At 37.5% G+C, this 24,644-nt stretch carries 14 protein-coding genes; 13 read left to right on the top strand and 1 reads right to left on the bottom strand.

Features of this window, described 5'->3' with window-relative positions:
- Window positions 1-11 precede the first annotated feature (11 nt).
- Together HQN83_RS04165 and HQN83_RS04170 are read left to right on the top strand one after the other, a co-directional pair.
- Window positions 12-1,445 (top strand): phytoene desaturase family protein, encoded by a 1,434-nt coding sequence (locus tag HQN83_RS04165; RefSeq protein WP_173088957.1) that lies wholly within the window; start codon window positions 12-14, stop codon window positions 1,443-1,445.
- 46 nt (window positions 1,446-1,491) lie between these two features.
- Entirely contained in the window at window positions 1,492-2,748 is a 1,257-nt protein-coding gene (locus HQN83_RS04170) for a YeiH family protein (protein ID WP_173088959.1), read from the top strand.
- Between the two features lie 32 nt (window positions 2,749-2,780).
- On the opposite strand, the gene HQN83_RS04175 is transcribed toward HQN83_RS04170, so the two are convergent.
- Entirely contained in the window at window positions 2,781-6,731 is a 3,951-nt protein-coding gene (locus tag HQN83_RS04175; protein ID WP_246254284.1) for a hybrid sensor histidine kinase/response regulator, read from the bottom strand.
- A gap of 246 nt (window positions 6,732-6,977) precedes the next feature.
- Between HQN83_RS04175 and HQN83_RS04180 the strand changes: the two genes are divergently transcribed.
- The 11 genes from HQN83_RS04180 to HQN83_RS04230 all read left to right on the top strand — a co-directional run bounded on the left by HQN83_RS04180 (window position 6,978) and on the right by HQN83_RS04230 (window position 24,642).
- Complete coding sequence (locus HQN83_RS04180) at window positions 6,978-9,989, top strand: SusC/RagA family TonB-linked outer membrane protein (protein WP_173088961.1); 3,012 nt, start codon at window positions 6,978-6,980, stop codon at window positions 9,987-9,989.
- Between the two features lie 10 nt (window positions 9,990-9,999).
- Window positions 10,000-11,529 (top strand): RagB/SusD family nutrient uptake outer membrane protein, encoded by a 1,530-nt coding sequence (locus HQN83_RS04185; protein WP_173088963.1) that lies wholly within the window; start codon window positions 10,000-10,002, stop codon window positions 11,527-11,529.
- 10 nt (window positions 11,530-11,539) lie between these two features.
- Window positions 11,540-12,604: a glycoside hydrolase family 43 protein gene (locus tag HQN83_RS04190; protein WP_173088965.1), complete on the top strand. Its 1,065-nt coding sequence runs from the start codon at window positions 11,540-11,542 to the stop codon at window positions 12,602-12,604.
- On the top strand, window positions 12,601-14,667 hold the full coding sequence (locus tag HQN83_RS25260) for a family 43 glycosylhydrolase (RefSeq protein WP_246254286.1): 2,067 nt from the start codon (window positions 12,601-12,603) through the stop codon (window positions 14,665-14,667). Before HQN83_RS04190 ends, HQN83_RS25260 begins: the two co-directional genes overlap by 4 nt.
- Before the next feature lie 65 nt (window positions 14,668-14,732).
- The gene (locus tag HQN83_RS04200) at window positions 14,733-15,836 is read left to right on the top strand and encodes a cellulase family glycosylhydrolase (RefSeq protein ID WP_173088967.1); all 1,104 of its coding nucleotides are present in this window, start codon (window positions 14,733-14,735) and stop codon (window positions 15,834-15,836) included.
- A gap of 451 nt (window positions 15,837-16,287) precedes the next feature.
- Window positions 16,288-17,625 (top strand): MutS-related protein, encoded by a 1,338-nt coding sequence (locus HQN83_RS04205; protein WP_173088969.1) that lies wholly within the window; start codon window positions 16,288-16,290, stop codon window positions 17,623-17,625.
- A 117-nt stretch (window positions 17,626-17,742) separates the two neighbouring features.
- A complete protein-coding gene (fabF, locus tag HQN83_RS04210) occupies window positions 17,743-18,993 on the top strand; it encodes a beta-ketoacyl-ACP synthase II (RefSeq protein ID WP_173088971.1) in 1,251 nt (416 codons plus the stop codon).
- Window positions 18,994-19,257: 264 nt separating this feature from the next.
- A complete protein-coding gene (locus tag HQN83_RS04215; protein ID WP_173088973.1) occupies window positions 19,258-20,886 on the top strand; it encodes an acyl-CoA carboxylase subunit beta in 1,629 nt (542 codons plus the stop codon).
- Window positions 20,887-20,992: 106 nt separating this feature from the next.
- Window positions 20,993-21,955, top strand: coding sequence for a thioredoxin-disulfide reductase (trxB, locus tag HQN83_RS04220; RefSeq protein ID WP_173088975.1), 963 nt, complete (start codon window positions 20,993-20,995; stop codon window positions 21,953-21,955).
- A gap of 117 nt (window positions 21,956-22,072) precedes the next feature.
- Window positions 22,073-23,980, top strand: coding sequence for a beta-N-acetylhexosaminidase (locus HQN83_RS04225; RefSeq protein WP_173088977.1), 1,908 nt, complete (start codon window positions 22,073-22,075; stop codon window positions 23,978-23,980).
- A gap of 53 nt (window positions 23,981-24,033) precedes the next feature.
- Window positions 24,034-24,642: a hypothetical protein gene (locus tag HQN83_RS04230; RefSeq protein WP_246254287.1), complete on the top strand. Its 609-nt coding sequence runs from the start codon at window positions 24,034-24,036 to the stop codon at window positions 24,640-24,642.
- The last annotated feature ends 2 nt before the right edge of the window (window positions 24,643-24,644 follow it).

The raw sequence follows: 24,644 nt of genomic DNA on the forward strand, positions 1-24,644 counted from the left end.
CATATAATATAGTGGGAAAACCAGATTTTGATGCAGTAGTTGTTGGTTCAGGACCAAATGGTTTAGCAGCAGCTATTGCACTGCAACAACAAGGACTATCGGTATTGATTATAGAAGGAAAGGATGAGATTGGTGGTGGATTAAGATCTGCAGAACTGACTTTGCCAGGCTTTGTACATGATGTTTGCTCAGCAATTCATCCTCTTGCAATTGGCTCTCCATTTTTTAATACGCTTCCACTTCAGGATCATGGCCTGTCATATGTTTTTCCCGATCTGGCAGCCGCCCATCCATTTGATGATGGTACTGCTGCTGTACTTGGCAGTTCTATTGAAGAAACGGCAAGGTTACTCGGTACCGATGAACAGGCTTATCTTAAATTGTTAAAGCCACTCGTTAAAGACTGGCCAAATATTGCAGCTGATGTTCTAGGGCCTTTGCATTTCCCTAAGCACCCTATTGCTATGGCCAAATTTGGCTTAAATGCACTTACCTCTGCTACTTTTTTAGCTAAACGATTTACCACTAAGGAAGCAAGAGGATTATGGGCAGGGATGGCTGCACACTCAATTCAACCGCTCTCTAATCTAACAACCTCAGCAATAGGATTAGTATTGATGGCTGCGGCACATTTAAAAGGCTGGGCTATTCCTGTGGGAGGCTCTAAAGAAATAGCTAATGCACTAGCTTCTTATTTTATCTCTTTAGGCGGTAAAATTGAAACAGGACGCTTTATAAAATCTTTAGATGAGTTACCATCTTCTAAAGCGGTACTTTTTGATGTAACACCTAAGCAATTATTACAGATAGCTGGTCATAAGTTTTCTGCCCTTTATAAATGGCAATTAGAAAGGTATCGCTACGGAATGGGAGTTTTTAAAGTGGATTGGGCATTAGATGAAGCCATTCCCTTTACTGCCAAAGAGGCAAGAAGAGCCGGAACAGTCCATATTGGCAATACCCTCGAAGAAATTACTTTGTCTGAAAAGCTTAGCTGGCAGGGCAAGCATGCAGAAAAGCCATTTGTATTGCTTGCACAGCAAAGCTTATTTGATACATCAAGAGCTCCAGAGGGTAAGCATACTGCTTGGGCTTATTGTCATGTGCCAAATGGTTCAGTAACAGATATGACCGAAACTATTGAGAAACAAATAGAACGTTTTGCTCCCGGTTTTAGAGAACGGATACTGGCAAAACATACCATGAATACCGCACAGGTTGAGGCTTACAATCCAAATTATATTGGTGGTGATATCAATGGTGGTGTAATTGATCTGGGACAGATTTTTACTCGACCGGCTTTGCGTAGTTCACCTTACCGTACTTCTGCAAAGGGTTTATATCTTTGCTCCTCATCAACGCCTCCGGGGGGAGGGGTACATGGAATGTGTGGTTATCATGCTGCAAAACGTGCTTTAAAAGACGTTTTTTCAATCTCAATTTAATATTTAATACAAAACAAAAACAATACACAAATCAAACTAAATTCTAATGTCAGAAACTAAAAAACTAAACATTCATGAAGACTGGGTAGTTGTTATCCTTGGAGCGCTAACAATTATTTTAACCCTTTCCGGACTCCTATTGCCAGTCCCGGTATTTAACTGGGCAAGCGTTGCGGATCTTTCATCATCAGTACTCTCTGTGTCTAATCTTGAGTATATCGGATTACAATTTATATTGGTAATTATCATTGCCGCATTGGGCGCTTTTTTAACTGGTAAATCTGTTAAAAGTGCTGTGATAACTTTCCCATCTGTTTACATTTTAACGATGGTTGCACTTGTGCTTGCTGGTAACAGTCAGGTTAAAGCATTGAATTTAGAAGCTGTGATTTTTAGTTTGGCTATTGGTTTAGCCATCAGTAACTTTTTTACTTTGCCGGAATGGTTTAAATCATCTTTATCTACAGAGCTATTTGTTAAAATAGGATTGGTACTATTGGGTACTAGCGTTATTTTCTCAGATGTATTAAAAGCAGGCTCTTTAGGCTTAATTCAAGCTTTGGTAGTGGTATTGTCTGTATGGTATTTTGCCTTTTGGTTATGTAAAAAACTAAAGATCGATGATGAATTAACTATGATGATCTCCAGTGCAGTTTCCATTTGTGGAGTATCTGCAGCAATTGCTACATCTGGAGCAATTAAAGGTGATTCAAAAAAACTATCGTATGTGATCTCTATGGTGCTGATTACTGCAATTCCTATGATGATTTTTATGCCTTATATTGCGGCCTATTTTCATTTTCCTCAGGCGGTTACGGGCGCATGGTTAGGTGGTAGTATTGATACTACGGGAGCTGTTGTTGCATCAGGATCATTGGTAGGAGAGGAAGCCTTAAAAATTAGTACAATTGTTAAATTCTCTCAAAATGTATTATTAGGAATCGCGGCATTTGCCATTTCAATATACTGGACCTATACACAAAATCCTGCCGGAAAAGACAAGGAAACTAAACCAACGCTTAAAGTGATCTGGGAACGTTTCCCGAAATTTGTAATCGGTTTTATTGGAGCTTCTTTACTGTTTTCATTCTTCATTACCCCAGAGGTAAATGCCGAAGTTAAAGGTAGCTTAAAGAACTTGCAGGGGCTTTGGTTTGTATTGGCATTTACCAGTATAGGGTTAGAGACCAATTTTGCAGATCTATTTGGTAAAAACAGCAAGAAGCCTTTCTATGCGTTTTTAATTGCTCAAGGTTTTAATATCATTATTACTTTGATTATTGCATTTATACTTTTTAAATAGAATAACAAGACATTGTTTCCGAGGCAGAGTTTTTACTCTGCCTCATTATTTACCAAGTGTTTTGATCCCGCATATTCAGAAGGGGTCATTCCGAACTGTTTAACAAAACATCTTCCAAATTGTGCCTGCGAGTTAAACCCAGTCAGGGAAGCAATCTTTAATATTTTATAATTCCCTTCAACTAGTAATTCAGCAGCCTTTTTTAGTCTGGTTATATTAATCAATTCATGAGGTGAAAGATTAGAGATAACCTTTATCTTTCTGTACAGCGTTGGCCTACTCATGTTCATAGCATCTGCAAGCAGATCTACGTCAAGCGATTTATTGTCAATATTTTTATTAATGATTTCATTTAACTTTTCAAGAAATGCTTCATCTGCTTTATTGTAGGCCATGCTTTTAATATGAACCAGAGGCGAACTTGCAAAGTAATTCTTAATCTTATCACGACTGGCAAGCAGGTTTGAAATCTGAGTAAACAAATGATCAGGAGAAAATGGTTTTTCCAGGTAAGCATCCGCACCAACTTCTAGCCCCTCTATTTTAGATTGTAGTGTGTTTTTTGCTGTTAGCAGGATAATCGGGATATGAGTATATTCCAGGTTATCTTTAACTGCCTTGCACAATTCATATCCATCCATTACTGGCATCATAATGTCACTAATAATTAAATGGATGCTTTTTTCTTTTAAGATGTTTAAAGCTTCCATTCCGTTGTCAGTCTGAATCACCTGAAAATCCTTAATTAATTTATCAGCTATAAACTCCCTGATCTCAATGTTATCCTCAACTAGCAAAATAACCGGGGATTCTATGTTCTTATTTTCATAGACAACCTCTTTAACTCCTAGAATTTCGTCTTGCAAGTCGGCATTTATTTTAAATTCCCTTTCATGATGTTTAGGTAAAACAAGCGTGAAGGTATTCCAAATGCCATCGTCAGTTTTAAGCTGCAATGTTCCTTCATGCAGTTCAGCTAATGAACGAGCTAAAGGCAAGCCTATTCCGGTGCCTCTTTGGTCTTTGTTACTTTGCATTCTATAGAATGGCTCAAAGATTTTTTTATGTAGGTTAAAAGGAATAAGATCTCCATCACTTTTTACTTCAATTTTAAAGGTATGTAAATCTGAGTTTAAAGCAATTGCAATCTGACCTGAAGAATATTTTACTGCATTGTCAATCAAATTACTTAGTATTTTATTTAGCGCTTCGGGATCTGCATAAGCATAAAATGGTTTCTCTGGTAAATTAACGCTTAACATGAGTCCCTTTTGTTCCATAGCAGATTTATATCTTAAGTAGTTTTCTTCCAACAACCTGCTTACATTAATGTTTACGAAATTGAGGTTAAAGCCTTTAATCTCTGTTTTTCTGAAGTCCAGTAGTTGGTCTGTTAGCTCAATTAACCTATTGGTATTCTTCTTCATTATTACCAGGTCTTCTGTAATAGCAGGTACTTCCTCAGCTTTTTTCATTACTTCCTCTAAGGGGCCTTTAATTAAGGTTAATGGGGTCCGAATCTCATGAGTAACATAGGTGAAAAACTCAATTTTAGCATGATACAGTTCTTTCTCTTTTTTTGATTCCCATAACTCAATTTTACGTTTATTTTTATTGCTTATGCGCTGATGATAATAGCGGATAGCATAATATATTCCAATTGCAATTGTTACTGCATAAAATAAAAAAGCAAGTGGGCTGGCCCATAGAGGAGGTTTTATAATGATTTTTAGCTCGGTAACTTTGTTGCTCCACACGCCACTGCTGTTTGTTGCTTTTAATTTGAATACATAAGTGCCCGGAAGCAAGTTTGTAAAATATACCTTCCTGTTAGTTTTTAAATAGGTCCAGCTTTTATCTAGCCCTTCCATTTTAAAGGTATACTCTGTCATTTCCGGTGCAGTATATCCCAATGCGGCAAAGTCTATGCTAAAAGTGGATTGATCATGAGCTAGCTCAATCTGGTCTGTAAAGTTAATTGAGCGGCTTAGCGGAGAATTCTTTTTATTAATTTCAATCTCTTTATTATAAATCTGAAAACCGGTAATGTAAACCGGTGAGACAAAATTATTCTCTCTGAACTGATCTGGAAAGTAACTAATTAACCCCTTTACGCTGCCGAAATACATTTTTCCGGTAGTGTCTTTAAATGCAGAGCTATAATTGAATTGGTCGCTCAGCAATCCATTTGCCTTTGTGTATGATTTAATTCGATTAGAGGCAGGGTTAAAGCATACAAGACCTCTTGAGGTACTTATCCAAAGATTTCCATTTCGGTCTTCGAGAATTTTATAGAATACATTACTTAAAAAGCCGTTTTTGCTGTTATATCTTTTAAAGTTTCTTTCCTTTTCGTTAAACTGGTTTAAACCATTCTCCGTGGCCACCCACAATCCTCCTTTTGCATCTACAAACGTGCTATTTACAGCATTAGAACTTAAACTTTTTTTGTTGTTTTCTTCGTATTTATAGTAGCCAGAGGTTTTCTGTTTCGGATTATAAAAGTATAATCCATCTCGTAGGGAACTTGCCCAGATAGTGCCTTGGTTATCTTCAATCAAATTTGAATAATGTAGATTGCCAGGCACTTCATTTAACAAAGTGAAATCATTGTGTGTTCTATTATAGCGGTACAAGCCAAATGAGGTGCCCACCAAAATTTCTCCTGACCGGGTTTTGAGCAGACTTTCAATAAAATTGCTTTTCAATTCATTTGGGGCATGCCCAGCACTATAATGTCTGATAACCTTCGAAGTTTTTATATTCATCACGTCCAGACCACGCTCAAAAGTACCAATCCATAGCTCATCATCTACAACAAGTAACCCGTGAATGTTTGTATGTGAAACGCTCGTCTTATCTCCTGTAGGTTTAAAATGCTCAAAATGACCTGTACTATGATTTAATTTATTTAGCCCTCCATCTTCAGTACCAATCCAGATGTTACCTTCTTTGTCATTACAGATTTCTCTAACAGCATATCCACTTAAAGTATTGCTTCCACCTTGTGGGAAAAATTTTTCGAAGGAAATGTATTGATTAGGATAGTAGTTTACACCGCCAAAATAAGTCCCAGCCCATATTCCACCTTCTTTATCTTTGGCTAAGGTATATACTGCATTGTCCGAAATTGAGTAAGGATCGTTAAACTGATTACGCAGATTGCTGTACTTGTCTGTTTTTACGTTGTAAATGAATAAACCGGATTCTGTAGCTATCCAATATTCATCATCATTTTTAGCAATAAAATCTCTTGCATAAATAGCAGTTTGATCTGAATTCGCAACTAAAATATCCTTGTAAGTTAGTGTGCTGGTATCAAAAGATTTTACACCTTGATTAGATGTCCCAATTAAAAAGAAACCTTTTCCAGTATCATACAGCTTCTCTATCCAGGCAGAGATGGTCGGTTTGGAATTGCTAAACACGTTATAGCTTTCAAACCTATCCTTTAAGTCGTTATATTTTTGGATAAAACCATCAGTTGTCGAAACCCATACCTCGTCGTTTGCACTAATACTTAATGATGTAGCTCCAGAATGTACCCTTGATTCAAAAGTATTTAACTTTTTGGTTTGTTCATTATACTTGCAGAGCATTAGCCCGGCAATGTACCAGATATTGCCTTTGCTATCTAGCTTAATGTCTCGTATATCTCTGTTTTTTGTTGGGGTTATAAGGTCAAAACTTTCATTTAAAGGATTGTATTTATATAGACCAAGTAGCGTGCCTACCCAAATGTTCTCATTTTTATCCTCGTACAGGCTATGTATAAAATTATTACCAATGCTTTTAGGGTTGTCGGGATCATTTCTAAAGATTTTAAACGTGTAACCATCAAATCTGTTTAGACCATCTTTAGTTCCAAACCATAAGAATCCTTTTCTATCCTGTAAACTGCAGATCACAGAATTATAAGATAAGCCGTTTTCGACTTGGTAATGTCTGAAGGTATAAGATTGTGAGAATGCTGAAATCAGCATACCCATGAGTAAGGATAATATCAATAAAAACTTGTTCAAGGCTATTTAATATTGGTTAACATAAAGATAGACCGAAAAAACCGGCAATAAGGAATCTAAATTCCCTATTCCTACTATTCTAGTGCCATTTGAGACAAATTGAACAATGTTTGATCAGTAAGATCAAATGTTAATTCCTCAATTAGCATAACAATTCATGGCGCTATGCAGTGAATTGAACCAACCAAATATAAATTATAAATGAGCATGAAAAAAAAATTACACTTTAGCAAAGAGTTAAAGCTCTGCTTTATTCTTAGTTCATTATTTATCCTCTGTTGTCAAGCTGTATTTGCACAGAGTAACGTAACCGGAACAGTATCTGATAAGTCCGGGCCATTAGTAGGTGTTGGGGTGCAGGTAAAGGGAGCGTCTGCATCTACGACAACAAATCAGAATGGCGTTTATACTATTTCCGTACCTAATGCAGGAAATGCTGTTCTTGTGTTTTCTTACATCGGTTTTACGACCCAGGAAGTTGCCGTTAACGGTCGGTCTACTGTTAATGCATCCTTAGTCGAGTCAGCATCTGATTTAAATGAGATAGTTGTTGTTGGTTATGGAACGCAGAAAAAGAAAGACCTTACAGGAGCTATCTCTATTGTAAAAGCTGCTGACGTTCAGAAGAGGCAAGGAACCACTGTTGCTGAATCATTACAGGGCTTAGCTACCGGAATAAAGGTAAGGGGAGGTGGGCAACCCGGATCAGAAGCCCAGATACAGATCAGAGGGTTAAAAAACTTTGGAGATAACAATCCATTATATGTAATTGATGGATTGGTTACCAGTGCAAACCGAGATTTTAATCCTGCAGATATTGAATCTATTCAAATTCTTAAGGATGCATCTGCTGCGGCTATTTATGGTTCAAGAGCAGCAAATGGCGTAATTATCATCACTACGAAAAAAGGTCTTGATGGTCCAATGAAAATAGAGTTTTCAGGAAAAAGTAGTGTGCAGACAATGCCTAGGTATGATGTTGCCGGGACTGAAGAGTTTTCCAGACTAAATTTTATGGCTTATGATAATGCCAAGGTTAAACGTCAGGAGCTAGATCTAAATACAAATACCGACTGGCAGGATGTTGCATTTAGAACAGGAAATGTACAAGATTACAATTTAAGTTTCTCGGGAGGAAGTAAAGATGCTTCTTATTTTGTTTCGGGAGGATATTTTGGGAATAAAGGAACTGTAATCAGTACCGATTTTGATCGGCTTAGTTTTAGAGTAAATACAAAGGGAACCAAAGGTATATTTACAATAGGAGAGAATTTGGCTATTAGTAGTTCTAAAGTCAACGAGATGTCAGGTAACCCAATAATCGATGTGATTCGTATGTTACCTACCATACCGGTTTACGATGCAAGTCACCCTGGAGGATATGGTTATGGAGATGAGTCAAAAGCCAGAACCTTTGGAACTAATCCGCTCGCTATAGCTAATCTTGAAGATCGTGTTAATCAAAACTTAAGAATCAGAGGTAATTTATTTGCCGAGCTGCAGTTGCTTAAGCCTTTAAAATTCAGATCAAGTCTTGGTTATGAAACCAGCAGAGATCATTACACCTATTTAAAAAAAGACGGATTCTGGACACTTAACCAGGCTTACGATCCCGCAATACTAAATGAGAATAGAGGAGAATCATCAACAGTTCTCATAGAAAACACACTTACTTTCAATAAAGAGTTCGGTAAGCATTCATTAACAGTTATCGGAGGACAATCTTATCAAAAGGATAATTATGCAATGATGTGGGGTACAAAACGTAATATTTTGCAGAACTCAACAACAGGTCATTATTACGATGTTTTAGATCAGGGGAATGAAGCGCTTACCGGTGGCTATAGGAACCGCTCAGATCTGATTTCTTACTTTGGTAGGTTAGAATATAATTATGCTGATAAGTATTTGCTAAATGCAGTTATCAGAACTGATGGTGTCTCTCGATTCGGTCCTGACTATAAATTTGGGAGTTTTCCATCTGTATCAGGCGCATGGCGCATTAGTAGAGAAGATTTTTTCAAATCATCATGGATTGATGACCTGAAAATAAGAGCTAATTATGGAACTTTAGGAAGTAGTGATATTGGTGCTTATGAGTACATGGCTTTTGTTAATACTTTCTCTGCAATTCCAATGGGGCCAAATCAAAACCTTCAGTCAGGTTCAACACAGGTACAGCTTGCAAACCGTGATTTGCATTGGGAAGAAGTAACCCAACAAAATTATGGTATTGATGCTGCTTTTCTTAATAATAAACTTTCAATTAGTGGTGAGTATTTTATCTCAAAAACAAAAGGAGTATTAATTCGTTACCCTTTGCTTATTTCAACAGGTAATGATGGTGGCAATCCTTTTGTAAATGGTGGTATATTGGGTAATAGAGGGTTTGAATTAACCGCAACTTATGCAGAAAGTTCAACTGAGTTTAAATACAATGTTACTGCAAACTTAACTACCCTGAATAATAAAGTTTTAGGCTTGGGTTACAACAAGAATAAAACATTTGTTGGGAATACAGTTACAGAAGTTGGTGAGCCAATTGGAATGTGGTATGTTTTGCAAACAGATGGATTATTCCAGAATCTTGATGATGTAAAAAATTATAAAAATTCTAAGGGAAAAATAATCCAACCCGGAGCACAGCCAGGAGATATTCGCTATAAGGACAATGATGGTGACGGCGAAATCACCAATAAGGATAAAGTAGTTGTTGGAAGCCCGTGGGCTAATTATGAATTGGGTTTAAACATAGGTGCATCGTATAAAGGGTTTGAATTTTCTATGGATTGGTTCGGCTCTTTTGGAGCAAAGGTATTTAACGGGCCAAGGAGTGTAATGGATAATTTCTCTGACAATTCTAATTACCGTGCGGGAGTTCAACCATGGACACCAGAAAACCCAAATACAACTGTTCCTCGTGCTTTTTATAGCAGTACAATCAATGCAAGGGGAGATACCGATCGGTGGCTTGAGAATGGAAGTTTTGCACGCATGAAATACATCGGTATTTCTTACAACATTCCAAATAAACTGTTAAAAAGAATAGGGTTTAACAATGCGAAGGTGATCCTTTCCGGACAAAACCTTATCACAATTACTAAGTACACTGGGCTTGATCCTGAATTTAGCAATAAAAGTGTTTTTGAAAAGGGATTTGACTATGGTGCATTTCCAAATTTAAGAACTGTATCTCTTGGTTTAAACTTCGGATTTTAATATTAGAAACATGAAAAAGATAATTTCAAAAATATTTGTGCTTAGTGCACTAGTCCTGATGTTCTCCTGTAAAAAGGATTTGCTAAACCAGGATAATCCAAATACATTAACTGTCGACCAGTTTTGGAAAACTGAAGGTGATGCCCAGAAAGGGGTAAATGCAGCTTATGCTATGTTTTACCAAAATGGTGGATGGAACAGATGGATATATTTTAGGCTTGATTTAACATCTGATGAAGGATGGAGTAATAGCCCATGGACTGAACTGGGCGATTGGACTCGTTTCCAGTACATTAATTATAATTTCTGGGAAGGGAATGTGAATACTTACAGAGACACCTACAAGGCGATTTTCAGATGCAATCAGGTGCTAACGTATGTGCCCGATATTCCTTTTACAGATGCTAAAAAGAAGGCTGAAATACTTGCGCAGGCTAAATTTTTGAGAGGTTTTTACTACTACTATGCGGCCATATTATGGGAGAACTTTCCTATTGTAACCACTCTTCAAAAACCAACTGATTTGCCTCAGCAAAGTTCTTTAGCTCAGGTTTGGGCACAAGTAGAAAAGGACCTTACAGAGGCCAGTGCTGATTTGCCTGAACAATGGACAGGAAATGAAATCGGAAGGGCTACAAAAGGAGCTGCGCAGGCATTATTAGGGAAAGCATTAATGCAACAACACAAGTGGTCTGATGCTAAAACCGCATTTGACTATCTTGTTACCGGCGCAGGTAAAAATTATTATGATCTTGTTGATTATAAAGATAACTTCAGGGCAGAAAACGAAAATAACAAAGAGTCTGTTTTTGAAATTCAGTTTTCTGATGTCAACAAAAATGCGGAAGGTGATGGTCCAAGTGCAAATGTGGGCAGTAACCGAGCTCAGTTTTTTGCACCCAGGAGTATTGGATGGTCAGATGGACAGGCCAGATTCTGGTTGGTCAATGAGTTTAAAAAAGAAAAAACTGTTGATAATAAAATTGATCCAAGATTAAGATATACATTGTTTTATCCTGGTCTTGAAGCTGATTTTGGCGATAAGATTTACGGTAGAAGTTGGGAGTGGGGAGCCGATGAAGCTTGGTTCAAAAAATACTCGAGAGATTATATGCGTAATAATGAAGATTATTTTAATCAGGTTAACAATAGGGTAATTCGTTATGCCGATGTTTTATTAATGTATGCTGAAGCATTAAATGAGCTAGGGCAAACAGCCGATGCTTATCAATACGTAAATCGTGTACGCACCCGAGCAAACATGGCCGCTTTGGCTACTGCTTACCCCACAATTGGAAATGATAAAGATCTATTCAGAGATCGATTGAAGGTTGAAAGGAGTTTAGAACTTTGTGGTGAAAGCGTTAGATGGGCGGATTTAAAGCGTTGGGGTGATCTTGATACTAAAGTGAATGTAGATAAAGTGGCATTACGCGATCCTGACTTTAAGAACTTTGTTGTAGGAAAACATATCAGATTACCATTGCCTCAGGTTGAAGTAGATAATAACACAAATCTTTCACAGAACCCTAATTATTAATTCAAAAACTATGTTTTTAAGAAGTGTAACCGTTATTCTACTATTGCAAGCTGTAATTGGTTGTAGCAAGAGCCAGAAAAAGTCTGAACCGAATATAGATAAGCCAGCACCTGTTATAACTACATTCACAAATCCTTTGCTTAGTAGTGGCCCCGATCCTTGGGTTATCCAAAAGGACGGGTATTACTATTACATGAATACCCAGGGAAGCCAGGTTTCTATACTTAAAACAAAAACGCTTTCGCAGTTAAATAGGGCAGAGGTTACAGTGGCCTATAAGGCACCAGCTACAGGTGCCGATTCAAAGAATATATGGGCACCGGAACTACATTTCCTGAACAATAAATGGTACATCTATTATACTGCAGGATCCTCAGGAGATTTAGCTACCCAGCGTATGTTTGTTCTCGAAAACAGTAGTGCCGATCCGACAAAAGGCGCCTGGGTTGTAAAGGGACAAATAAAGGATAATAATGCTGATTTCTTTGCTATAGATGCTACTGTATTTTCCAGTGATGGTAAAAATTACATCATCTGGAGCGGGCATATTTCGGCTTCTGATAATACACAGCGATTGTATATTGCTCAGTTAGCTAATGAACCATGGAAGATGGCAACAGCAAGAGTCGAGATTTCTACTCCTACATACGATTGGGAAAAGATAGGGTTGCCTTATGTAAACGAAGGCCCTGAAATTCTGAAGAACCAGAAAGGAAAAACTTTTCTTATCTTTTCTGCCAGTGGTTGCTGGACCGATGATTATTCTTTGGGGATGATTACTTTAAAAGATAATGGCGATCCATTGAAACCAATTGATTGGACAAAAACAGATAAGCCAGTGTTTACTAAAAAACCAGAAAATGGAGCTTATGGCCCTGGTCATAATAGCTTTTTCAAATCACCCGATGGAACGGAAGATTGGATACTTTATCATGCTAATCCCAGAGGGGGATTAGCATGTTCTAACGACCGTAGTCCGAGGATGCAGAAGTTTACCTGGAATGCCGATGGAACACCAAATTTTGGTGAACCTGTAAAAATTGATACGCCAATCTTAAAACCATCGGGTGAATGAGGGCTGTAATTCAAATTTTCGCGGCGGCACAGTTCTGCCTATTTTTATCTTTTGGATGTGGTAAAAAGAATGAAACGGTTGTTGCTCCGCAAAAATTATCTGTCAATAGTCATATCGAATGGGATTATAGCACCTTAAAAAAAGTTTCATCATCTGCCGCAGGCGAAAGGTATTGCGGGTATGCAAGGATGATTCAATTGCACGATCAATCGTTGTTAGCCGTTTATGAGGCAAGTGGAAATATTGTCAGCGTAAAAAGTACTGATCTTGGAGCTACCTGGTCGGCACCTGTTTCTGTTGCCCAACGTGCTGATGGAACAAATATGTCTGTGCCGGATATATTGGAGTTAAAAGACCACTCCTTACTTGCTTGTTATAATCCAAGACCATACGATATTTCCCCTGCCAGAAAGTTCGGTATTCGTACGAAGAAAAGCTATGATGGCGGATTAACATGGAAAGACGAGAAGCTGCTTTATGAAGCCGGTTATGAATTTAAGAATGGATGTTGGGAACCATCTGCAATACAATTACCTGATGGAGAGATTCAGCTATACTTTGCTAACGAAGGAGATTATCTCAATTCTGACGAGCAAAATATCTCTATGCTACGTTCCAGTGATAACGGATTAACATGGACTAAAAAAGCTGAGATTGTAAGTTTCAGAGCAGGGAAACGGGATGGTATGCCTGTACCTTTATTGCTTAATAATGGAAAAGAAATTGTTTTTGCTATAGAAGACAATGGCTTTGATGCTTTTAAACCTTACATCATCAGAAATTCTATAAAAGACAATTGGGCAAGTACAGTAGATGCCAACAGTACTAACCGAAGCTATGCACTAGCAGATAAAATTGACGACAAAATTTATGCCGGTGCGCCTTATTTAAGGCAATTAAAAAGTGGAGAAACTATCCTTTCCTATCAAGGTACAGAAGGCCGTACCAATAAAATGGAATTTGCAGACATGAAGGTTGTTGTTGGAGATGATCAAGCTCGTAATTTTAATAGAAAATCTACACCATTTATTATTCCTGCAAACAAATCTTGCCTATGGAGTAGCGTAACTGTTTTAAATGATAACACCATAGTAGCAGTAACCAGTACAAATGCTTATTCCAACCAATCTGAAATCTGGATGGTAAAGGGGCGTCTGGTGCAAGATCCAATAGCACTTGCGGATCCTACTATATTTTTGGACAATGGTACTTACTATCTCTACGGTACAAGCAGTGATAAGGGATTTGAGGTTTACGAATCATCGGATTTAAAAAGCTGGAAAGGGCCGGTTGGTAAAAACAACGGTTTAGCTCTTGTAAAGGGAGAATCTTTTGGTAGTAAGGGCTTTTGGGCTCCACAAGTTTTTAAGCATAAAAACAGCTATTACATGGCATATACAGCTGATGAACAAATAGCCATAGCAAAAAGTGATAGTCCACTCGGCCCTTTTAAGCAAGAACAGATAAAATCTCTTTCAGGCATTGGCAAACAGATTGATCCTTTTGTGTTTTTTGATACTGATGGTAAAACGTATATGTATCATGTGAAACTTAAGGAAGGCAATAGGATTTTTGTTTCCGAAATGAAGGCTGATCTTTCAGATGTAATACAACAAACCACCAAAGAATGTATTAATGGAGAGCTACCATGGGAAAATACAGAGAAAACAGATTGGCCAGTTACTGAAGGCCCAACAGTAATAAAACATAAAAATCTTTATTATATGATCTATTCTGCAAATGATTTTCGCAATAAGGATTATGCAGTAGGTTATGCGACTTCAACTTCCCCTATAGGACCGTGGAAAAAATATGCCGGTAGTCCAATTATAAGTAGAGAAAAGCTAAAGTATAATGGAACGGGGCATGGCGATTTGTTTACTGACAAAGACGGGAATTACAAGTACGTAATGCATACTCATCATTCTTCTGTAAAGGTATCACCACGGTCGACCGGAATTATAGACGTAAAGTTTGCCAATGAAAAAGGGAGCGAAACCGATGTGTTGGAAGCTGATAAATCAACATTTAAGCTTCTTTATACTAGCGCTGCTGCCAAATAATTGCACCAAATTTAATAACCATATACAATGAACAAATTACTAAATTTTAACTAGAACCACTTAAAATGAGAAACCTAAAAAACTATTACTTAGCATTATGCCTGCTTGCACTCACGTTTCAGTCATGCGTGCAAAAACAAGCTGAACAAACATCGCAAACAGAACAAAAACCCAGAGAAATATGGACTGTTGAACAGGCCAATAAATGGTACGAACAATGGGGATGGTTAAGAGGTAGCGATTTTATACCTAGTACCGCAATTAATCAATTAGAAATGTGGCAAAAAGAAACTTTTGATCCTACAACTATTGATAAAGAATTAGGTTATGCAGAGGGAATTGGCATGAATTCAATGCGCGTTTACTTGCACCATGCAGCTTGGCAACAGGACAAAGCGGGGTTTAAAGATAGGGTAAAACAGTATCTTGATATCGCAGATAAACATCACATGTCGACATTGTTTGTGCTATTTGATGATTGCTGGAACCCAACCTTTAAAACCGGAAAACAGCCTGAACCAAAAGTTGGAATCCACAACTCTGGCTGGGTAAGAGACCCGGGAGATTTGTATTATCAGGATTCAACCTTGGTTGATTCCCTTGAAACTTATGTTAAAGATGTATTAACGACATTTAAAGATGACAAGCGCATTGTGCTTTGGGATCTTTATAATGAACCTGGAAACTCAGGATACGGAAACAAGAGTATGGATCTGCTGAAAAAAGTATTTGAATGGGGACGTACAGTTAACCCTAGTCAACCACTTTCTGTGGGTGTATGGAAGCTTGATCTGAAAGAATTGTCAGATTATCAGATTCAAAATTCTGATGTTACCACTTACCATAATTATGGAGATGTAAAAGACCACCAAAAGTGGATTGATACGCTTAGAAGTGTTTCTAAACGCCCTCTTATTTGTACTGAATACATGGCCAGATCAAGAAATAGCTTGTTTAGTAACATTATGCCCATCCTTAAAAAGGAAAATATTGGGGCTTACAACTGGGGCCTAGTTGCCGGAAAAACCAATACTATTTATGCATGGGATAGTCCAATGCCTGACGGAAAAGAACCTAAACTTTGGTTTCATGATATTTTCAGAAAAGATGGTAGTCCATATAAAAAAGCAGAAGTTGATTCTATAAAAATGCTTACAGGTAAACAGTAAGTACAGAAAACGTAGTTTTTCTTAAAATTACAGTAAAAGAGGGCATCCAAAAAGGCGTGATCGTAATTCTGATTTTATTTCAGAATCTCGCAAATACTATTCGAAACCTGCTTGAATGAGGTTCTGAAATAAATTCAGAATGACGATGAGTAGTATCAAATAGTAATTAAGCCTTTTTGGACACCCTCTTTTTGTTTTAAGTAAATTGGGGTTGTAGTTGGCCCTTGTTGTTCCCTGATGCACACCTTGACCGCACCTCACGCGTAGCTTCTGCGGGCTTTCTGCGGGAAAAAGTCCCTTTTTGTGCACCAGGTCCGCAGAAGCTGCGCAGAAGTTACGCAGAAGCCCGAAGCGAAGTATTATAAAAGGTCTTTAAGAACTGGAAAATAAATGCAACTAAAAAGTATAAATTATTGTATGTTCATTGATGAAAAATCAGCATACTTTGTAAATGGGGCCATTTGATATAGATAATCAAACTTTAAATGATCTGGAGATATTTGAAAGTGCTTCAAATGAGAAGAGCATTTTCTCTTTTTTTGATTTTACATCAACAATAGGTGGGAAAGAGAAATTAAGAAGTCTTTTTAATCATCCCCAAACTGATATTCAGATTATTGAAGAGAGAAAAAGTCTAATTGGATATCTAATGAAGTGTGATAAAACTATAGCATTCAATAAAGAATCTCTTGATTTTATTGAATATTATTTACGACAAAATGATAAGCCACGGCAGGCAGCAACTTTGGATATTATTGGGGTTACTACCAGATTTTTCCTAAAGAATAATCAAGAACAATATTTAAGGCAGCGCGGTGCTCAGGAAGTATTAGAACTGATTCACTTATTGTACGATTTTTGCAGTGAATTAATTATCGACGTAGCTCCTAAATTACTACAGACACTCAACGAAAGAGTTCACGGAATTATAAACAGACAAGCCGATATTAAGCGTCACAATCAATTAAGACCTAAAACATTTAAACTCTTTGAATTGGAGAAATATGATTTTCTAATAAGAAATTCAGAGGTTTTAGAAATTAAGGAATTGCTTGAAATTTGTTATTCACTAGATGCTTACTTATCAGTAGCAAAATCTGCAAAAACTTATAACTTATCATTTCCTTTATTTATAAAATCAAATGATAGATCAATTGAAATAAAGGGGGTATTTCATCTTTTTGTGAAACATCCAGTACCTAATGATATCTATTTTAATACTGATAAGAATATTTGTTTTATTACAGGAGTAAATATGGCAGGCAAGTCTACACTCCTCAAATCTGTTGCAATATCCATATATCTGGCCCATTTGGGCTTTCCTGTTCCAGCTGAAAGCATGGAAACAAGTATTTTTGATGGCTTAATTACTACGATCAATCTTTCAGATAATTTGAATCAAGGATATAGTCATTTTTACAATGAGGTATTAAGAGTAAAACATGTTGCTCAAAAAGTAACTGCATCAAAAAATATGATGGTTATATTTGATGAGTTGTTTAGAGGGACAAATGTAAAGGATGCATACGATGCTTCACTCTCAATTATAACAGCATTTAGCCAAATCAGAAATAGTTTTTTTATCATTTCTACACATATTGTTGAAGTGGCTAAAGAGCTTAATAAAAACAATAATATTAACTTTTGTTTTCTGGAAACCTCAATGGTTGATGGAAAACCGATGTTTACGCATAAATTAAAAGAAGGCATTACTGATGAGCGAATGGGTATGTGGATAATAGAAAATGAGGGGATAATGGAAATATTGAACGGTAAAAGCATATCGTAGTAAATAAATGCCTGCCAGATTTAAGTATTTATGGTAATTTTGTGCAATTACAATTAATAAGGAAGTAACTCGGTGAGTTTAAAACAACACACCGTTAAATATAAATTTAAAGTGAATATGAAAAGAGTAGTAGTAACAGGTTTGGGCGCTGTAACCCCTGTGGGAAATACAGTAAATGAATTTTGGGACAATATAGTTGCCGGCAAAAGCGGCGCAGCTAAAATTACAAAATTTGATACCTCAAAATTCAAAACCAATTTTGCTGCTGAAGTGAAAAACTTTGATGCCGAAGCCTACATTGATAAAAAGGAAATTAAAAAATATGACCTGTATACCCAATACGCTATTGCAGCAAGTGATCAGGCTATTAAAGATTCAGGATTAGATTTTACTACAATGCCTGAGACTGAACGCTATGAAGTTGGTGTGATCTGGGCATCAGGAAATGGTGGTATTGGTACTTTTGAAGAACAATTAAAAGAGTATCACCTGGGTGATGGTACCCCTAGATTTAGCCCATACTTTATTCCAAAAATGATTGTTGATATTGCAGCTGGTGTAATTTCTATACGTCATAAACTTCATGGGCCTAATTATGCTACGGTTTCGGCCTGTGCATCTTCTAATACCGCAATTATCAGTGCTTTTGATACCATTCGTTTAGGTAAAGCCAATGTTATGGTTGCTGGTGGATCTGAGGCAGGTATTACTGAGTCTTCAGTAGGTGGTTTCAATTCAGCACATGCGCTATCAAAAAGAAATGATGATCCGGAAACGGCTTCACGTCCGTTTGATGTTGACAGAGATGGTTTTGTAATAGGTGAAGGTGCTGGTGCTTTGATTTTAGAAGAACTGGAACATGCTCAAAAAAGAGGCGCACATATTTATGCGGAAATTGTTGGCGGAGGTATGGCAGCAGATGCTTATCACCTTACCGGTACTCCTCCGGATGGCTTAGGCGCATCTTTAGGTATATCTAAAGCACTTGCTGATGCAGGAATAACTCCTGATAAAATCGATTACATTAACGCACACGCAACTTCTACAGGCTTAGGAGATTCTGGAGAGTTAAGCGGGATTAAAAAGATATTTGGCGATTTGCCTGTTAAAATTAGTGCGACTAAATCTATGACCGGGCATTTGCTTGGTGGTGCTGGCGCAATAGAAAGTGTAATTAGCATACTTGCCATTAGAGATGGTATTATTCCTGGAACTATCAATACTAAAAACCTTGACCCTGCGATTCCGCAAGGATTAAATATTGTGTTGGGTAAATCTATTCATCAGCCAGTTAATTACGTGCTGAATAATACATTTGGTTTCGGTGGTCACACTGCAACTTCGGTGTTTAAAAAATATGAAGCATAGTAGGTAGCTAATTGTTTAGGTAGGATTTTTATCTAAATACGTTATGTATTTACGTAGGGTCGTCATCCTGAATTCATTTCAGGATCCCGTTTGAGCAGGTTTTGAATAGCATGTGTGGGATCCTGAAATGAATTCAGGATGACGACTTTATCATTTTAACACGGCATTATACCAAAGCCCGAATTGGTCTTTTGTTCTCCTAAAAATAAAGATATAACTTGGGCGCATAAATATAACTTAGTCGTAAGAATTTAACTTGGCTACATGAATATAGAATTCAATAAGAATGAAGATGTTAACAAACAGTCGGTTTATGAATTAAAAACACGGCTGAGAAAGATATATAAAGGTGGAGGGGAGAAGAATGCAGCTAAACAAAAGGACAAGGGGAAACTATTGGCAAGAGAGCGTATCTCTTACCTAATAGATAAAGAAAGCGAGTTTTTAGAAATCGGAGCTTTTGCTGCCGATGAAATGTATGCTGAGCAAGGTGGCTGTCCATCTGCAGGTGTGGTATGCGGTATTGGCTATGTGTCGGGTAGACAATGCATGATTGTTGCCAATGATGCAACTGTAAAAGCAGGTGCTTGGTTTCCTATGACTGCTAAGAAAAATCTTAGAGCGCAGGAAATTGCCATGGAAAACAGGTTGCCTGTAATCTATTTGGTAGACAGTGCAGGGGTTTATTTACCGATGCAAGATGAGATTTTTCCCGATAAAGAACATTTTGGTAGGATGTTCAGAAACAACGCCTTAATGTCCTCTGATGGGATTGTACAAATTGCTGCAATAATGGGTTCTTGTGTAGCAGGAGGTGCTTATCTACCGATTATGAGCGATGAGGCGATGATTGTTGATGGCACAGGTTCTGTGTTTTTAGCTGGATCTTACCTCGTTAAATCGGCAATTGGCGAAGATGTAGATAATGAAACTTTGGGTGGTGCTACTACTCATTGCGAAATTTCTGGTGTTACCGACTATAAGCATCCTAATGATCAGGCTTGTTTGGATAGTATTCGCAACATCATGAGTATGTTAGGTGCGCCTCAGGTAGCAGGATTTGATAGAATTAAACCTGTATTGCCAAAGCTTGATCCCGAAGAAATTTATGGCATACTACCCGAAAACAGGGAAAAACCTTATGATATGCTCGAGGTAATTCATCGTTTGGTAGATAACTCTGATTTTGAAGAATATAAGCAGTTATATGGACAAAGCATCATATGTGGATTAGGAAGGATTGATGGCTGGGCGGTTGGTATAGTTGCGAATCAGCGTAAAGTTGTTAAATCTAAAAAAGGAGAAATGCAGTTTGGTGGAGTAATTTACTCTGACAGTGCTGATAAAGCTACACGGTTTATCATGAACTGCAATCAGAAGAAAATTCCTTTGGTGTTTTTACAGGATGTTACCGGTTTTATGGTCGGTAGCAGATCTGAACATGGAGGCATCATTAAAGATGGTGCTAAAATGGTAAATGCTGTTGCAAACTCTGTTGTGCCTAAGTTTACCATTGTGGTAGGAAACTCTTATGGTGCAGGTAATTATGCAATGTGTGGTAAAGCTTACGATCCTCGATTGATTTATGCATGGCCAAGTGCTAAGATTGCGGTAATGGGTGGCTCACAGGCCGCTAAAGTGTTGTTGCAAATTCAAGAGGCATCACTAAAAGCCAAAGGAGAGGTAATTACACCGGAAAAAGAAGCAGAGTTGTTAAAGGAGATCACCGATAGGTATGACAGTCAGACTACACCATATTATGCTGCGGCAAGGTTATGGGTAGATGGGGTTATTGATCCTTCAGAAACCAGAAAAGTAATTTCTATGGGGATAGAGGCTGCTAATCAATCGCCTATAAAGAAGCAGTTTAGTGTAGGTGTAATACAGACCTGATCGGATTTATAATTTAGAAATCACAATGTTGCACTTGTTGTGTACTACCGTTTGATGGATAGCAGGATAAAGCGTAATTTTGTATTTTAATAAGAAAGAAACATATATGTCAGAAGAAATAGAACACGTTAAATGTTTAATTATAGGTTCAGGCCCTGCAGGATATACTGCTGCTATTTATGCAGCTCGTGCAGATCTTAAACCGGTTATGTATACTGGTATGGAGCCGGGTGGTCAATTAACTCAGACTACCGATGTTGATAATTTCCCGGGTTACCCTGGTGGTATAATGGGCCCTGAGATGATGGAAGATTTCCGTAAGCAAGCTGAGCGTTTTGGAACTGATATCCGTTTTGGATATGTAAGTTCTGTAGACTTTTCATCTTTGCCTCATAAAGTAGTAGTTGATGAGATTAAAACCATCACTGCTGATACTGTAATTATCTCGACAGGTGCTACAGCCAAATGGCTTGGTTTACCTAGTGAACAACAATATAATGGATTCGGTGTATCGGCATGTGCGGTATGTGACGGCTTTTTCTTTAAAGGACAGGACGTAGCTATAGTTGGTGCCGGTGATACTGCTGCTGAAGAAGCTACTTACTTAGCTAAACTTTGTAAGAAAGTATACATGATTGTGCGTAGAGATGAATTCAGAGCTTCAAAAGCGATGGTACATAGAGTATTAAATACGCCAAATATTGAAGTAATCTATAACTCAGAGACTAAAGAGATTTTGGGTAATGGTAAAAATGTAACTGCCGTAAGAATCGCAAACAATCAAACAGGTGTAGAAACTGACTTGCCTGTTGAAGGTTTCTTCGTAGCAATTGGTCATAAACCAAATACGGATATCTTTAAAGGATGGCTGGATATGGATGAAACTGGCTATTTGAAAACTATCCCTGGAACTACTTTAACGAATATTGAAGGTGTTTTTGCTAGTGGAGATGTTCAGGATCATTATTACAGACAAGCGGTTACAGCTGCCGGTTCAGGTTGTATGGCTGCTCTGGATGCAGAGCGCTTCCTTGCTGCTAAAGAACATGAAGTGAAAGAAGTGATATAATTAACACTTTAATAAATATATAGGCAGAATCATACGATTCTGCCTTTTTTTTGCTCATCTTTTTATAAGATTTTTTATCTTGGGGCTTGATTTAAAATAAATTATTTAACCTAACACATGAAGAAACTATTATCAGTTGCTCTAGTGGCATTTATGTCTGTTGGTGCTTTTGCACAAACGGATGCCAACATGGGCATTATTCCGGCACCAGTATCTGTGAAAAAGAAAAGTGGGTCGTTTAAGCTGGATAAAACCGTTGTATTGATGTCTGCAGATGCAGCCAATGCAAAGATGGCAGATTTACTAAATGCCTCCATTACCACCAAGGCAGGATTTGCACTGAGAGAGACAAAAGCTTTAAAAGCTAATGAAAGAGCAATTGTGTTAACTTCGGCAGGTGCTGATAAATTACCGGCAGAAGGTTATACTATTGACATCACTGATAAAAAGATCACTGTAACAGGTAAAGAGGCTGGTTTATTCTATGCGGTTCAGTCGATGATCCAATTGATGCCGGAAAAGAAAAACAATGAGGTAACAATCGGTGCCGCAGAAATTAATGATTATCCTCGCTTTAAATACAGAGGAATGCACCTTGATGTAGGTCGTCATATGTTTCCGCTAGCCTTAATTAAAAAGTACATCGATTTGATGTCTCAATACAAATTGAACAATTTCCACTGGCATTTAACCGACGACCAGGGATGGAGAATTGAGATTAAGAAATATCCTAAATTAACAACTCTTGGTGCAACCAGAAGTGGTACCATTATCGGTCATCACCCGGGTGTTGGTACAGATAATAAAGAGTACAAAGGCTTTTATACTCAACAAGAAGCTAAAGAAGTTATTGCATATGCAGCAGCAAGATTTATTAATGTAATCCCTGAAATTGAAATGCCAGGACATGCTTCTGCGGCTATCGCAGCTTATCCTGAATTGAGCTGTTTCCCTGACAGAGATACTTTTGTTGATGCAAAAACACCTTGGTCAGGTTCTAGAAAAGGAAAACAAGTACAACAACAATGGGGTGTATTTGATGATGTTTTTGTTCCTAGCGACAATACCTTCAAATTTTTAGAAGATGTAGTGGATGAGGTAATGGCAATTTTCCCATCTAAATATATTCACATTGGTGGTGATGAAAGCCCTAAAGAATACTGGAAAGAAAGTGAGTTCTGCCAGAACTTAATTAAAAAACTTGGTTTAAAGGATGAGCATGAATTGCAAAGTTATTTCATCCAAAGAATTGAAAAACACATTAATGCAAAGGGTCGTTCTATCATTGGATGGGATGAAATTCTTGAAGGTGGTTTAGCACCTAACGCTACCGTAATGTCTTGGAGAGGTACTGAAGGTGGTATTGCAGCTGCAAAACAAAACCATGATGTGATCATGACCCCAGGTGGGCCAATTGGACTTTATTTTGATCATAAACAATCAAACTCTGTTGATGAGCCAACAAATATTGGTGGTTTAGCACCGTATTCTTTGGCTTATGCTTATGATCCAATGCCAAAGGAATTAACTGCAGATCAGCAGAAACATGTTGTTGGTGTACAAGCTAACCTTTGGACTGAGTACATCGAGACTCCGGCAAAAGTTGAGTATATGGTTTTACCAAGAATGTTCTCATTAGCGGAGATTGCATGGAGTAAGCCTGATCGTAAAGATTTTAAAAATTTCTCTGAGGAGCGTATTCCTGTACATTTGGCTAGATTAGATAAAACCAATACTAACTACTGGGTTCCAACTCCACTAGGATTAACAGCTGATAAAGTAGTGAATGGTGAAGATTTCAGTATTGAGCTGAAAGCACCAATACCAGGCTCAAAAATCTACTATACTTTAGATCTTACTCGTCCATCTGAAACAGCTAATTTAGTTGATAGTCCAGTTAAGGTGATTGTTCCAAAAGGAGAAAAACGTGTTTTAAAAACCATTGTAATTGCTCCAAGTGGTAAACGTAGTGTTGTTACTGAAACAATTTTGAACAATGGTGCTCCGGATGTAAAAACTAAATAGTAGTTTGCATTGTAAAACTTTGTATTTACATTAAAAAGTAAACGATGAAATTGATGAAATACTTAATAAAGCAGTCCCTTTTATTTTCGGGGCTGCTTTTATTAGCTTCCTGTGGTGATTCTACTAAGAAAGATGAAACTGTAAAGCAAAATAATACAGCTGTAGAAAAGCCAAAAGGTCAGTTCGCCTTTTATAAGGATATAGAAATAAGACCGGGTATCAATTTTGAGGTGGTAAGTTGGGGTAAAGGAGTTGATAGCCTAGGAGGTTACCTTATACTAAGGTCAGACTCTCTTAAAAACAGTTATAAGTCATTATCTAATGAGCGTAAAGGTATTATAACCGATTCCTGGAACATGGATCTGGATAATGATGGTAATCCTGAGATTTACATCGAATTGTTGAGTAAGAAAAATGTTCTGGACCTCAATGTTTACGAATATGCTGATGGTGGTTTTAACAAAATCAGCTTCCCGGGATTAAGTGATAATGCAAAAAAGAAATATGCCGGAAATGATAAGTTTGTGATTAAGGACGGTAATCTTTTCCGCACTTTTCCTATTGTAAATTCAAAGGACAGTACTGAAAAAGACGGTACTTTAAAAACGCTTCAATACCGACTTAGCGGTAATAGCTTCTCAGTTTCTGAGGTAAAAGAATAAGT

Origin of the sequence: Pedobacter foliorum, from assembly GCF_013266735.1 — a bacterium.
Taxonomy (GTDB): domain Bacteria; phylum Bacteroidota; class Bacteroidia; order Sphingobacteriales; family Sphingobacteriaceae; genus Pedobacter; species Pedobacter foliorum.

What these genes read in the sequence shown, in the direction of transcription:
- HQN83_RS04170 (WP_173088959.1), top strand. Translation starts at nt 1,492, where the DNA reads ATGTCAGAAACTAAAAAACTAAACATTCATGAAGACTGGGTAGTTGTT.
- HQN83_RS04175 (WP_246254284.1), bottom strand. Translation starts at nt 6,731, where the DNA reads ATGCTGATTTCAGCATTCTCACAATCTTATACCTTCAGACATTACCAA.
- HQN83_RS04180 (WP_173088961.1), top strand. Translation starts at nt 6,978, where the DNA reads ATGAAAAAAAAATTACACTTTAGCAAAGAGTTAAAGCTCTGCTTTATT.
- HQN83_RS04185 (WP_173088963.1), top strand. Translation starts at nt 10,000, where the DNA reads ATGAAAAAGATAATTTCAAAAATATTTGTGCTTAGTGCACTAGTCCTG.
- HQN83_RS04190 (WP_173088965.1), top strand. Translation starts at nt 11,540, where the DNA reads ATGTTTTTAAGAAGTGTAACCGTTATTCTACTATTGCAAGCTGTAATT.
- HQN83_RS25260 (WP_246254286.1), top strand. Translation starts at nt 12,601, where the DNA reads ATGAGGGCTGTAATTCAAATTTTCGCGGCGGCACAGTTCTGCCTATTT.
- HQN83_RS04200 (WP_173088967.1), top strand. Translation starts at nt 14,733, where the DNA reads ATGAGAAACCTAAAAAACTATTACTTAGCATTATGCCTGCTTGCACTC.
- HQN83_RS04205 (WP_173088969.1), top strand. Translation starts at nt 16,288, where the DNA reads ATGGGGCCATTTGATATAGATAATCAAACTTTAAATGATCTGGAGATA.
- fabF (WP_173088971.1), top strand. Translation starts at nt 17,743, where the DNA reads ATGAAAAGAGTAGTAGTAACAGGTTTGGGCGCTGTAACCCCTGTGGGA.
- HQN83_RS04215 (WP_173088973.1), top strand. Translation starts at nt 19,258, where the DNA reads ATGAATATAGAATTCAATAAGAATGAAGATGTTAACAAACAGTCGGTT.
- trxB (WP_173088975.1), top strand. Translation starts at nt 20,993, where the DNA reads ATGTCAGAAGAAATAGAACACGTTAAATGTTTAATTATAGGTTCAGGC.
- HQN83_RS04225 (WP_173088977.1), top strand. Translation starts at nt 22,073, where the DNA reads ATGAAGAAACTATTATCAGTTGCTCTAGTGGCATTTATGTCTGTTGGT.
- HQN83_RS04230 (WP_246254287.1), top strand. Translation starts at nt 24,034, where the DNA reads ATGAAATACTTAATAAAGCAGTCCCTTTTATTTTCGGGGCTGCTTTTA.